Genomic DNA, 12291 nt, shown 5'->3' with positions numbered 1-12291 from the left:
TGCGCCAGACTGAACACATGACGATTCACGAGAACCTCCTCGGCGGCCCGCCCCCCACTCACCTCCCCGACGACCCGGAGCCCCGCGAACTCCTCGCCCAGGGCACCGCGCCGACGGACGTCGCCGCCAAGTACCCCACCTCCTCCCTCGCCTGGGCCCAGCTGGCCGACGACGCGTTCGAGCGGGGCGCGGTCGTGGAGTCGTACGCCTACGCCCGTACGGGTTACCACCGCGGCCTGGACGCCCTGCGCCGAGGCGGCTGGAAGGGCCACGGCCCGGTCCCGTGGGAGCACGAGCCGAACCGCGGCTTCCTGCGCGCCCTGCACGCCCTCGCCCGCGCCGCCCAGTCCATCGGCGAGCAGGCGGAGTACGAGCGCTGCTCGCAGTTCCTGAAGGACTCCTCCCCGACGGCCGCCCAGACCCTGGGCTGACCGCTGCGGGAGTGCCCGGTGTGGCCCGTCTGGCAGCAGACGGGCCTTGCCGTATCCGTCGGGATTGCGGAGGATTCCGCTTGGGGACCGGGGCCCCCGTGCCGGCATCGGCAGGGGCGGACCGCTACCCGGAGCAACAACAGGAGACAGCGATGTCCCAACCGGCTCGCCCCCCTCGTGAGGCCGCTGAGCCCGAGACCCCGCATCTCGACTTCGCCGGCACGACGCCGTACGAGGACTACGTCAGGGCGGACGTGCTCACCCATCTCCAGCACACCCTCTCCGACGACCCCGGAGAGATGGTCTTCCTGGTCACCACCCAGGTCATGGAGCTGTGGTTCACGGTGATCGTGCACGAGTGGGAGACCGCCGCGAAGGCCCTGCGCTCGGACGACGTCCCGACGGCCGTCGCCGCGCTGAAGCGCTCCGTGCGGGAGCTCGAGGCCCTGAACGCCTCCTGGCGGCCGCTCGGCCAGCTGACCCCGGCCCAGTTCAACTCGTACCGTTCCGCCCTCGGCGAGGGCTCCGGTTTCCAGTCGGCGATGTACCGCCGCATGGAGTTCCTGCTCGGCGAGAAGTCCGCGTCCATGCTCGTCCCGCACCGCGGCGCCCCGCGCGTCCACGCGGAACTGGAGAAGGCGCTGCACGAGCCGAGCCTGTACGACGAGGTCGTACGGCTGCTCGCGCGCCGCGGCCACGCGATCCCCGAGGCCGTCCTGCGCCGGGACGTCGCCCTGCGCTACGAGACCTCCGACGCCGTCGAGGCGGCCTGGACGGAGATCTACTCCGGCGACCAGAACGCCGAACTCGCCCGCCTCGGCGAGGCGCTGTCCGACGTCGCCGAGCTGGTCTGGCGCTGGCGCAACGACCATCTGGTCGCCACCCGCCGTGCGATGGGCGCCAAGGCCGGCACGGGCGGCTCCGCAGGCGTGGCCTGGCTGGAGAAGCGCGCCGGCAAGAACGTGTTCCCGGAGCTGTGGACGGCGAGGTCCCATGTCTGAGCTGAGCCTGCGCGCGAAGAAGCTGGACGCGGCCGACGAACTGGCCCCGCTGCGCTCCCGTTTCGTCCTCGACACTGCATCCGATCAGGCGGCTGACGCCGCGGGCGTCTACCTGGACGGGAACTCCCTCGGTGCCCTGCAGGCGAACGTGCCGGGCCGGATCGAGGACGTCGTCCGCCGGCAGTGGGGCGAGCTGCGCATCCGCTCCTGGGACGAGAGCGGCTGGTGGACGGCCCCCGAGCGGATCGGTGACCGCATCGCCCCGCTGGTCGGCGCGGCACCGGGCCAGATCGTGGTCGGCGACTCCACAAGTGTCAACGTCTTCAAGGCGCTTGTGGCGGCGGTCCGCATGGTGGACCCGGCCCGCGACGAGATCCTGGTCGACGCGACGACGTTCCCCACGGACGGCTACATCGCCGAGTCGGCGGCCCGCCTGACCGGCCGCACCCTGCGCCCGGTGACCCCCGCCGAGGTGCCCGCGGCGCTGGGCGAGCGTACGGCGGCCGTGCTGCTGAACCACGTCGACTACCGCAGCGGCCGGCTGCACGACCTGCCGTCGCTGACCGCCGCGATCCACGCGTCCGGCGCGGTCGCGGTCTGGGACCTGTGCCACAGCGTGGGCGCGCTGCCGGTGGGCCTGGACGAGCACGGGGTCGACCTCGCGGTCGGCTGCACCTACAAGTACCTGAACGGCGGCCCGGGTGCACCGGCGTTCCTCTACGTCCGCCGCGACCTGCAGGACCGCTTCGACTCCCCGCTGCCCGGCTGGAACTCGCACGCCGAGCCGTTCGGCATGAGCCAGTCCTACGAGCCGGCACCGGGCGCCCTGCGCGGCCGCGTCGGCACCCCGGACATCCTGTCCATGCTGGCTCTGGAGGCGGCCCTGGAGATCTGGGACGAGGTCTCCGTCGCCGCGGTCCGCGCCAAGTCCCTGGCCCTGACGGACTTCTTCCTGGAGTGCGTCGCGGCGTACACCGAGCCGGGCCGGGTCACCTCCGTGACCCCGGAGCTCCATGAGGAGCGCGGCAGCCAGATCGCCCTGCGCTGCCCCGACGCGGGTGACGTGATGAAGCAGCTCATCGACCGGGGCGTGGTCGGCGACTTCCGCAGTCCCGATGTCCTCCGCTTCGGCTTCAGCCCGCTGTACGTGAGCTTCGCCGAGACGGAGCGGGCCGCTCGGGTGCTGGCGGAGGTGCTCGGCTAGGCGAGTCGCGGCAGTTGGGGCGGGGTGCGATTGCGCCCCGCCCTCACCGTGTGTGACAACCCCATGTCCGCGCACGTCACCGGCCTGATACCGTCCCCGCCAACGGCCGACGAAGAATCGCCGCCTGGTCCGCCGAACCCTCCCTCAAGTGCCGAAGGCCGGGGAGGCACCCGCATCGTCGCTGAGAGGTTGGAGCATGCCGGACGACGCCGCCGCAGCCCGCGCCGCCGCCGAAGAGGAGTCGGCCTTCTCGCACCCCGCGGTCGACCCCGACGTCACCGCCGTGTACGGCGACCACCCCGACCAGGTGATCGACTTCTACGCCCCGCGGACCGACACGGCCCTCGCCCCGCTGGTCGTCGTCCTGCACGGCGGGGCCTGGCGCGCCCCCTACGACCGCCGCCACATCACCCCCCTCGTGGACTACCTGGCCCGTAAGGGTTTCGCCGTGGCCAACGTGGAGTACCGGCGCGGCGGCGACCCGCAGATCCCCGCGCAGAACACCGGGGCCGGGCCGGGCGCCGGAGCCCCGCCCGCGCCCCTGGCGGGCCGCTGGCCCGACACCTTCGACGACGTGGCCGCCGCCATGGACGTCCTCCCCTCCCTGGTCCACGGGGCACTCCCGCAGGCCGACCCCCGCCGCATGGTCCTCACCGGCCACTCGGCGGGCGGTCACCTCGCGCTGTGGGCGGCGGCCCGGCACGTCCTGCCCGCCGACGCCCCCTGGCGCACGGACCGGCCGGCCCCGCTGCGGGGCGTGGTCGCGCTCGCCCCCATCGCGGACTTCGCGGTGTCGGAGAAGCTGGACGTCTGCGGCAACGCCGCCCTCCAACTCCTGGGCGGCCAGAACGACTTCGCCGAGCGCCGGCCGTACGCCGACCCGGCGCTCCTGCTCCCGACGGGCATCGCGACGACCCTGGTCCAGGGCCGCGCCGACCTCGTCGTACCGCAGGCGGTGGCCGAGGCCTACGCGGACGCGGCGGCGAAGGCGGGCGAGGTGGTGGGCCTGACGCTGCTGGAGGACGTCGGCCACTTCCCGCTGATCGACCCGGCGGCGGACGCGTGCGCGGTGGTGGCGGAGGAGATCGCCCAACTGGCTTGGTGAGCCACGCCGTCCGCCCCCGTCATACCCGTAGTACCTGAGAGCTACCCGGCAGAACAGCTCCCTGGCGGGACGCCGACGACGCCCTCCGATTCCTAACTTCCCTCTCGGACGAGCCCGATGGCCGGGCACTACGGGAGGAACGAATCATGGGGCACAACCCGCCGCTGCCGCTCCGGACCGGCAACGCACAGCCGCCGACGGCGATTCCGCCCCACAGGGGCCACCCCCGCCCGACGACGGAAGCAGTACGGGTGGTGCGGGCGGGAACCCGGAACCGGTCGAAGGCCGGGCCCCCACCCACGCACCCGCACCCGAAGAGGCACCGCCTCTGGCGCCAGGCCCTCCTCACGGCCGCCGCGGTCGCAGCCCTCACCGCGGCCGCCCACCCCGGGATCCCGGCTCCCGCCCCTCCCACGCTCCCCGCCCCCACCGCAGCCACCCTCCGGTCCGCCTACCAGGCGAACCGCGAGAACGCCGTGCACGCAGCCGACATGGCCGCCGCCCACGGCGACGTCCACCGAGCCGCGGCCGACCGGACCCTCGCCACCCGCAACCTCCTCACCTTCGACGGCAGGGGCTCGGGCCAGGCCGTGGAAGTCCTCGGCGACCCGACCCGCGCGGACCGCGTCGCCGTCCTGGTCCCCGGCTCCGACACCACCCTCGACACCTACGCCCGCTTCCACAGAACGGCGGCGGCCCTCTACCGCGAAGCGCACCGCACCGACCCGCGCACGGCAGTCGTCGCCTGGCTCGGCTACGAGACCCCCGCCACGATCAGCACCACGGTCACGACCACCGCCCGGGCCGACGAAGCGGCCCCCCGACTCCGCGCGTTCATCAGGGAGTTGCGCACCCTGACCCCCGCCACCGGCACCCGGATCTCCCTCCTCTGCCACTCCTACGGTTCCGTCGTCTGCGCCCGCTCCGCCTCCGCCCTGCCCGTGGACGACATGGTCCTGCTCGGCAGCCCCGGCACGGCCGCGGACACCGTCTCCGGCCTGCACACCCCCGCGCGCATCTGGGCGGCCCGCGGCAGCAGGGACTGGGTCGCGCACGTACCCCACGTCCGCGCCGGCCTCCTCCTCGTCACCCTCGGCTTCGGCACCGACCCCGTCTCCCGCGCCTTCGGCGCCCGGGTCTTCGACGCGGCGGACGCCGACCACAGCGGCTACTTCACCCCGGGCTCGGTCTCCCTCGCCAACCTGGCCCGCATCACTCTCGGCGAGACCTCGGAGGTGACCCGTGGCTGAGTCGGCCCCGCACGCTCCCCGCCGCGCACTGCACGCGATCCGTCAGGGCGCCCACCGCCTGGACGCCGCCACACCCGCCTCCCGGGACCGGGCGGTGGACGCCCTGCGCGCCTTCGCGATACTCGGCGTCGTCCTCGGCCACTGGCTCGTCACGGCACTCGTCGCGCAGGACGGCGGCCTGCACACGGCGAGCCCGCTGCAGCACATGCCCTGGCTGGCCCCGGTCTCCTGGGTCTTCCAGACGCTGGCGGTGTTCTTCCTGGTGGGCGGCCACGTGGCGACCCGCAGCCTGGCCTCGGCAGAGGCCCGCGGCACGACGTACCGCGACTGGCTCCGCGCCCGCCTCACCCGGCTGCTCCGCCCGGTGGCGGCCCTGCTCGCGCTGTGGACGGTGGCCGCGCTCGCCCTCCTCCTCACCGGCGCCCCGCTCGCCACCGTGCACACGCTCCTCAAACTCGCCCTGTCGCCCCTCTGGTTCCTCCTGGTCTTCGCGGCCCTGACGGCCGCGACCCCCCTCCTCACCCGCCTCAACCCGCTCTGGCCGCTGGCCGTCGTCCTGCACGTGGACGTCCTGCGCTTCGGCCTGCACATAGGCCCGTCCTGGCTCGGCTGGGTGAACCTGGCGGCCGGCTGGCTGGTCCCGTACACCCTGGGCGCGGCCTGGACCCGAGGCGAACTGGAGAGCCGCCGGGCAGCCTGGGTCCTGCTCGTGTCCGGTACGGCGGCGACGGCGGCCCTGATCCTGTGGGCGGGCTACCCGGCCTCGATGGTCGGAGTCCCCGGTGCCCAGACCTCCAACCTCAACCCCCCGACCCTGGCGGCCGTCACCTTCGGCCTGGCCCAATGCGGTCTGGCGCTGCTCCTCCGGGACCGCCTGCACCGGGCGATGACCCGCCCCCTCGCCTGGGCGGCGGTCACCCTGACCAACCTCTCGGCGATGACGATCTTCCTCTGGCACCAGACCGCCCTGATGGTCACCACGGCCACCGCTCTCCTGGCCGGCCGCCTCCCCGGCCTCCACACCCGCCCCGACTCCCTGGCCTGGGTGGCGTCCCGCCTCGCCTGCCTCCCTCTCTTCGCCCTGACCCTGGCCCTCTTCTGGCTGACCTTCCGCCACCACGAACAGGGTCCCCGCCGCCCCCGAAGCCGCCCCTCCCGCCTCGTCCACCGCCACACCCCCCGAGCGAAGACCCCCCGCAATGCCTAAAGTTGACCAAGTGACACCCGCGGCCACCGACGGCGATTCCGCCCCACAGGGGCCACCCGCACCCGATGACGCGCTCCGCAAGTCCCGCATCCGCACCTGGCTCGGCGAACACCCCTCCCCCCACTCGCCCCCGTTCTCCAAGTACCGCTGGCTCCGCCTGGTCACCTACCTCCTCGCCGGCTGGCTGGCTTTCGGCATCTTCCTGGCCGGCGCCGAGGAGCTGAACCAGAGCTACGGCTTCACCCCCGCTGTGGCGTTCCTGAGCACTTTCCTCCAGGCCGCCGCTGTGGTCCTGGCCCTCCGGCGCCCCGTCCCCGCCTGGGCCCTGTCCCTGTCCGGCGCCGTCTTCACCGCGCTGCTCGCCCGTCAGAACCTGGCGACTCCGCTCCGGCTCTTCAGCCCCAACTGGCCTTGGTCCACGCCCGTTCTGCTGGCCCACATGGCCGTGCTCCTGCTTCTCGCCCTACGGGTCCGGCTACGCGGCACGGTCGCCGCGCTCGGCGCGACCACCCTGGTGACATCCCTCGTCGAGGGCGGCCTGGGAGCGAACGCCTACACTGCGACGGGGCGCGTCGCCATCGGGCTGTTCGCCGTCGCCGCCGTCATCGGCGCGACCCTGCGCAGCCGGAGCGAGGCCCGTACCGAACTGGTCCAGCAGACGACGATCACCGCGGAGGAACGCGCCCGCCGCACCCTCCTGGAGGAGCGCAGCCGCATCGCCCGCGAGCTGCACGACGTGGTCGCCCACCACATGTCGGTGATCTCCATCCAGGCCCAGGTGGCCCCCCACCTGGTGGAGAACCCTTCGGAGGAGCTGAAGGAGAACCTCGCCGGGATCCGCAACAACGCCCTGGAAGCCCTCACCGAGCTGCGCCGTGTCCTGGGCGTCCTGCGCTCGGAGTCCCCCGACGACTCCGAGACGGCAGGGGACCCGTACCGGCTGACGGCACCCGGCACCGGCCCGGCCCCCGACGCCCCGCAGCCGAACCTGGCCCGTCTGGGCGCCCTGATCGAGAACACCAGGGCGGCCGGTCTGGACGTCGTCATCGACCGGCGCGGCACGTCCCGCGCCTATCCACAGGGTGTGGAACTCTCGGCGTACCGGATCGTCCAGGAGGCGCTCAGCAACGTCCTGCGGCACGCCCCGGGTTCGCGGGTCCGGGTGGAGGTCGACCATCAGTCCGACGGCATCTTCCTGTGCGTGACCAACTCCCGCCCCAGCCAACCGGTCCAGCCCTCCCCGGGCTCCGGCCACGGACTGCTGGGCATGCGGGAGCGCGCGGCGATGCTCGGCGGGCACCTCACCGCGGCCCCGAACCTGCACGGCGGCTTCATGGTGACGGCGTTCCTCCCCAAGACGGGCACCCGCCGTCCGCCCCGGCCGCTGCACCCGGACTTCCCCCGCCCCGAGATCCACTTCCCGCCCCTGTCCGACGACGACCCGCACCACCCCCAGCCCCCGACAGGAGAACCGACCCCATGACGAGCGGCGCCGGCACCATCCGCGTACTCATCGCCGACGACCAGCAGATGGTCCGCCAGGGCTTCACCGTGCTGCTCAACACCAAGCCCGACATCGAGGTCGTCGGACAGGCGGTGCACGGACGCGACGCGATCGCCAAGGCCGCCGAACTGGCCCCGGACGTGGTCCTGATGGACATCCGGATGCCCGAACTCGGCGGTATCGAGGCGACCGACCGCATCACCGCCGACCAGCCGGGCGTCAAGGTCCTGGTCCTCACCACCTTCGACCTGGACGAGTACGTGTACGACGCGCTGCGCGCCGGGGCCTCCGGGTTCCTGCTCAAGGACGCCTCCGCCGACCAGCTCGCCGAGGCGGTGCGCGTGGTGGCGGCCGGGGACGCACTGCTCGCCCCGGGCATCACCCGCCGCCTGATCGCCGAGTTCGCCCGCCTGGACGGCTCGCCCCGGGCCCCGCTCAAACAGCGGGTGGGCGAGCTGACGGAGCGCGAGACGGAGGTGCTCGCGCTGATCGCGCAGGGCCTGTCGAACGCCGAGATCGCCGAGCACCTGGTCGTCGCCGAGCAGACCGTGAAGACCCACGTGGGCCGCATCCTGGTGAAACTGGGCCTGCGCGACCGCACCCAGGCGGCGATCTTCGCCTACGAGTCCGGTCTGGTCCGCCCCGGCGGCCGCTGATCCCGCCGGCCCGGCACTCGAGTACCGGCCGGCCCCTGCCCGTAGTACCTGAGAAGGATCCCCGAGGACCCCTCTCCGAGGGGACGACCGCCACCCCGCCCGGGCCCTACCGTTTGCCACGTGACCGAGACGACGCACACCCAGCCGACACCGCCGGGCGGAGCCGCGAGGCCGCGCAGCCCGGAGTTCCGGCTCGCCGCGGACGCCCTGCGCGGGCTGCGGCAGGACCTGTTCCACGACGCCTTCGCCTACCGCCCGCTGCCCCGCAGGGTCGCCCACGGCCGGCTCGCCCGCCGCGGCGGCCGTACGAAGGAGTACGCGGCCTGGTCACGGCACACCGTCGTGGTCGCCCTCGGCACGCTGGCGGGGCTCCTCGCCGTGGCGGGCACGGCCGACTCCGGACCGCTGACGCTGCTGTGCGGGCTGCTGGCCCTGGCGCCGGTCCTGCTGACCCTGGCGCGTCCGGTGGGAGCGTTCTGGTCCTCGCTCGCCGCGACCACGGTCACCGCCGTCCTGGCAGGCGGCGGCTGGAGCGACTGGCCGTGGCTGCCGGGCAGCTTCCTGTCCCATCTGGTGGTGCTCACGGTCGTCGCGCTGCGCACCCGCCCGCGCACGGCGGCGTGGATGTGGGTGCTGACCGGGGCCTACGGCTTCGTCGCCGAGAGCTTCTTCGGCTGGGGCCACTACGACACGAACATAGGCCCGATGCTGATCCTGTCCGCGCTGATCCTGCTGGTCGTCTCCGTCCGGCAGATACGCAGGGAGGCCCAGCAGGAGGTGACCGCCCAGCAGTCGGTGACCGCCGTGGAGCGTTCACGGCGCACGCTGCTGGAGGAGCGCACGACCATCGCCCGCGAGCTGCACGACGTGGTCGCCCACCACATGTCGGTGGTCGCCATCCAGGCGGAGGCCGCGCCCTACCGGGTGGAGAACCCGCCGCCGGAGCTGGAGAAGGCGTTCGCCACCATCCGGGAGAACGCGGTGGCGGCCCTGACCGAGCTGCGCCGGGTCCTGGGCGTGGTCCGCGCGGAGGACTACGAGGCGCCGGACGCCCCGCAGCCCACCCTCGCCGACCTGGACGGGCTGCTCGCCAATGTGCGCGAGACCGGGCTGGAGGCGGAGAAGGTGGTGACCGGCGCGGTGCGTGAGATGCCGCAGGGCGTCGAGCTGTCGGCGTACCGGATCGTGCAGGAGGCGCTGAGCAACACGCTGCGGCACGCACCGGGGGCCGGGGCACGGGTCGAGATCGGGTACGTGCTCGGTGGCCTGGGCCTGCGCATAGTCAACGGCCCGCCGCCGGCTTCGGCCGAGCGCAAGCCCTCGCCGGGCGCCGGGCACGGCATCACGGGGATGCGGGAGCGCGTCTCGATGCTGAACGGGGAGATGACGACGGGCCCGACGCCCGCCGGAGGATACGAGGTGACCGTGTTCCTGCCGGTGCCGGCGGCGGACACCGCGAGCGAGGGTGAGGCATGACGATCCGCGTACTGATCGCGGACGACCAGATGATGGTGCGCGAGGGCTTCTCGGTCCTGCTGAACGCGATGCCGGACATCGAGGTCGTCGGCGAGGCCGTCAACGGCCGCCAGGCGGTCGAGCGGGTGCGTGAACTCGCGCCGGACGTGGTGCTGATGGACATCCGCATGCCCGAGCTGAACGGCATCGAGGCGACGCGGGAGATCGTCGCGGCGGACGACACGGCGAAGGTGCTGGTGCTGACCACGTTCGACCTGGACGAGTACGTGTACCAGGCGCTGCGTGCGGGAGCCTCCGGCTTCCTCCTGAAGGACGCCTCGGCCCGCCAGCTCGCCGACGGGGTCCGGGTGGTGGCCTCCGGCGAGGCACTGCTCGCCCCCTCGGTGACCAGGCGGCTGATAACCGAGTTCTCCCGGCTGTCGGAGACACCGCGCATGATGCCGTCGGCACAGGCCGCCTACGGAGAGCTGACGGAGCGGGAGACGGAGGTGCTGGTCCTGATCGCACAGGGCCTGTCCAACGCGGAGATCGCCGGGCGGCTGGTGGTGGCGGAGTCGACGATCAAGACCCACGTGAGCCGCATCCTGGTGAAACTGGGCCTGCGCGACCGCACCCAGGCGGCGGTGTTCGCGTACGAGGCGCGGCTGGTGACACCGGGCTGACGGACCTACGAGGGGACGGCTGCACCGAACACCGACGAGCAGGGAGTACACATGGACATCGAGATCCGGCCGCGCGTCGGCGTGGGGCCGTTCCGGCTCGGCATGTCGGTCGAGGAAGCACGGGGCACAGTCCGGGAGCGGGGGCTCTTCCGGACCGTCGCCAGTGACGCGGACCCGGGACAGATCACGCTCACGCACGACGCGTCCCGGCTGAGCGTCGTGCTCGGGTTCACCAGGGGCGCACTGAGCGATGTGGAGCTGTTCCGGTTCCGGGACGAGGACGCCGACGTACGGGTGCTGCTCGACGGGCTCGACGTCTTCCGCACCCCGAGCGAGGTCCTCTTCGCACAGCTCGCGGCACGGGGCCACACCTTCGAGGAGAACGACCTGGCCTTCGACGCCCTGCCGGAGCTCGAGGTGATCCTCTCGAACGAGAGCAGCTACGAACACCCGGTGGACGAAGAGGGCGACCCGATCCACTACGACTATGTCCTGGTCGCCAGCCGGATCTGAGCGACGAGCACGGATCCGGCCCTGTTCAGACGCCGGTCCGGCGCGTTAGCGTCCCCGCATGGCAGGCCCTACCGACCCCGTGTTCGCCCCCTGGGACCCCGCGTTCCTCGCCGATCCGTACCCGGCCTACGCCGAGCTGCGCGCACGCGGCCGGGTGATGCGGTACGAGCCGACCGACCAGTGGCTGGTACCGCACCACGCCGACGTCTCGGCGCTGCTGCGGGACCGGCGTCTCGGCCGGACGTACCAGCACAGGTTCACGCACGAGGACTTCGGGCGTACGGCGCCTGCGCCGGAGCACGAGCCGTTCCACACGCTCAACGACCACGGCATGCTCGACCTCGAACCGCCGGACCACACCCGCATCCGGCGGCTGGTGTCGAAGGCGTTCACCCCGCGTACGGTCGAGCGGCTGAAGCCGTACGTGGCGAACCTCGCCGGCGAGCTGGTGGACCGGCTGGTCGGGGCGGGCGGCGGGGATCTGCTCACGGACGTCGCCGAGCCGCTCCCCGTGGCCGTCATCGCCGAGATGCTGGGCATCCCGGAGTCCGACCGGGCCCCGCTGCGCCCCTGGTCGGCGGACATCTGCGGGATGTACGAGCTGAACCCGTCGCAGGAGACGGCGGCGCGCGCCGTCCGGGCGTCGGCCGAGTTCTCGGACTACCTCCGCGCGCTGATCGCCGAGCGCCGCAGGGAGCCGGGCGACGACCTGATCTCCGGGCTCATCGCCGCGCACGACGAGGGCGACCGCCTGACCGAGCAGGAGATGATCTCGACGGCCGTCCTCCTCCTCAACGCGGGGCACGAGGCGACCGTCAACGCCACGGTCAACGGCTGGTACGCCCTGTTCCGCAACCCGGACCAGCTGGCAGCCCTCCGCGCCGACCACTCCCTGGTCCCCTCGGCGATCGAGGAGCTGATGCGCTACGACACCCCGCTCCAGCTCTTCGAGCGCTGGGTCCTGGACGACATCGAGATCGACGGCACGACGATCCCGAGGGGCGCCGAGATCGCCATGCTCTTCGGCTCCGCCAACCACGACCCCGAGGTCTTCCGGAACCCCGGGAGCCTCGACCTCACCCGCGCGGACAACCCCCACATCTCCTTCAGCGCAGGCATCCACTACTGCATCGGCGCTCCGCTGGCCCGCATCGAACTGGCGGCCTCCATGACCGCGTTGCTGGAGCGGGCCCCCGCCCTGACCCTGGCGGCGGACCCGGAGCGCAAGCCGAACTTCGTGATCCGGGGGCTGGAGGGACTGGACGTACTGATCGCCTGACCG

The 12291-nt window shown here is 72.9% G+C and carries 12 protein-coding genes; all 12 read left to right on the top strand.

From position 1 onward, the window contains the following. Window positions 1-17: 17 nt before the first annotated feature. The 12 genes from AC07DS_RS41475 (at window position 18) to AC07DS_RS41420 (ending at window position 12288) form a co-directional block, all read left to right on the top strand. A complete protein-coding gene (locus tag AC07DS_RS41475; RefSeq protein WP_479153910.1) occupies window positions 18-431 on the top strand; it encodes a DUF3151 domain-containing protein in 414 nt (137 codons plus the stop codon). 152 nt (window positions 432-583) lie between these two features. Beyond that, window positions 584-1432, top strand: a complete 849-nt coding sequence (locus tag AC07DS_RS41470; RefSeq protein WP_145886223.1) for a tryptophan 2,3-dioxygenase family protein — start codon at window positions 584-586, stop codon at window positions 1430-1432. Beyond that, the gene (kynU, locus tag AC07DS_RS41465) at window positions 1425-2636 is read left to right on the top strand and encodes a kynureninase (RefSeq protein WP_479153909.1); all 1212 of its coding nucleotides are present in this window, start codon (window positions 1425-1427) and stop codon (window positions 2634-2636) included. Before AC07DS_RS41470 ends, kynU begins: the two co-directional genes overlap by 8 nt. Before the next feature lie 196 nt (window positions 2637-2832). After that, window positions 2833-3741, top strand: coding sequence for an alpha/beta hydrolase (locus AC07DS_RS41460; protein WP_145886227.1), 909 nt, complete (start codon window positions 2833-2835; stop codon window positions 3739-3741). Window positions 3742-3887: 146 nt separating this feature from the next. After that, a complete protein-coding gene (locus AC07DS_RS41455; RefSeq protein WP_479153908.1) occupies window positions 3888-4991 on the top strand; it encodes an alpha/beta hydrolase in 1104 nt (367 codons plus the stop codon). Continuing rightward, window positions 4984-6198 carry an acyltransferase family protein gene (locus AC07DS_RS41450; protein WP_479153907.1) on the top strand — a complete coding sequence of 405 codons (1215 nt, stop codon included), beginning with the start codon at window positions 4984-4986 and terminating at the stop codon, window positions 6196-6198. The genes AC07DS_RS41455 and AC07DS_RS41450 overlap by 8 nt, the downstream gene beginning before the upstream one ends. Beyond that, on the top strand, window positions 6191-7681 hold the full coding sequence (locus AC07DS_RS41445) for a sensor histidine kinase (RefSeq protein WP_479153906.1): 1491 nt from the start codon (window positions 6191-6193) through the stop codon (window positions 7679-7681). The genes AC07DS_RS41450 and AC07DS_RS41445 overlap by 8 nt, the downstream gene beginning before the upstream one ends. Continuing rightward, on the top strand, window positions 7678-8358 hold the full coding sequence (locus AC07DS_RS41440; RefSeq protein ID WP_479153905.1) for a response regulator: 681 nt from the start codon (window positions 7678-7680) through the stop codon (window positions 8356-8358). Before AC07DS_RS41445 ends, AC07DS_RS41440 begins: the two co-directional genes overlap by 4 nt. Before the next feature lie 120 nt (window positions 8359-8478). Further along, window positions 8479-9834: a sensor histidine kinase gene (locus AC07DS_RS41435; RefSeq protein ID WP_479153904.1), complete on the top strand. Its 1356-nt coding sequence runs from the start codon at window positions 8479-8481 to the stop codon at window positions 9832-9834. After that, the gene (locus AC07DS_RS41430; RefSeq protein ID WP_336116186.1) at window positions 9831-10496 is read left to right on the top strand and encodes a response regulator transcription factor; all 666 of its coding nucleotides are present in this window, start codon (window positions 9831-9833) and stop codon (window positions 10494-10496) included. Before AC07DS_RS41435 ends, AC07DS_RS41430 begins: the two co-directional genes overlap by 4 nt. Before the next feature lie 51 nt (window positions 10497-10547). Beyond that, window positions 10548-11009 (top strand): hypothetical protein, encoded by a 462-nt coding sequence (locus tag AC07DS_RS41425; RefSeq protein WP_479153903.1) that lies wholly within the window; start codon window positions 10548-10550, stop codon window positions 11007-11009. Between the two features lie 58 nt (window positions 11010-11067). After that, window positions 11068-12288: a cytochrome P450 gene (locus AC07DS_RS41420; protein ID WP_479153902.1), complete on the top strand. Its 1221-nt coding sequence runs from the start codon at window positions 11068-11070 to the stop codon at window positions 12286-12288. Window positions 12289-12291 lie beyond the last annotated feature (3 nt).

It is taken from the genome of Streptomyces sp. NPDC044064, from assembly GCF_056434245.1.
The sequence above is the reverse complement of the archived record's forward strand: the minus strand, read 5'-3'. Positions and strand labels throughout refer to the sequence as shown.

Coding starts and splice junctions, on each gene's coding strand:
- AC07DS_RS41475 (WP_479153910.1), top strand. CDS start 18: ATGACGATTCACGAGAACCTCCTCGGCGGCCCGCCCCCCACTCACCTC.
- AC07DS_RS41470 (WP_145886223.1), top strand. CDS start 584: ATGTCCCAACCGGCTCGCCCCCCTCGTGAGGCCGCTGAGCCCGAGACC.
- kynU (WP_479153909.1), top strand. CDS start 1,425: ATGTCTGAGCTGAGCCTGCGCGCGAAGAAGCTGGACGCGGCCGACGAA.
- AC07DS_RS41460 (WP_145886227.1), top strand. CDS start 2,833: ATGCCGGACGACGCCGCCGCAGCCCGCGCCGCCGCCGAAGAGGAGTCG.
- AC07DS_RS41455 (WP_479153908.1), top strand. CDS start 3,888: ATGGGGCACAACCCGCCGCTGCCGCTCCGGACCGGCAACGCACAGCCG.
- AC07DS_RS41445 (WP_479153906.1), top strand. CDS start 6,191: ATGCCTAAAGTTGACCAAGTGACACCCGCGGCCACCGACGGCGATTCC.
- AC07DS_RS41440 (WP_479153905.1), top strand. CDS start 7,678: ATGACGAGCGGCGCCGGCACCATCCGCGTACTCATCGCCGACGACCAG.
- AC07DS_RS41430 (WP_336116186.1), top strand. CDS start 9,831: ATGACGATCCGCGTACTGATCGCGGACGACCAGATGATGGTGCGCGAG.
- AC07DS_RS41425 (WP_479153903.1), top strand. CDS start 10,548: ATGGACATCGAGATCCGGCCGCGCGTCGGCGTGGGGCCGTTCCGGCTC.
- AC07DS_RS41420 (WP_479153902.1), top strand. CDS start 11,068: ATGGCAGGCCCTACCGACCCCGTGTTCGCCCCCTGGGACCCCGCGTTC.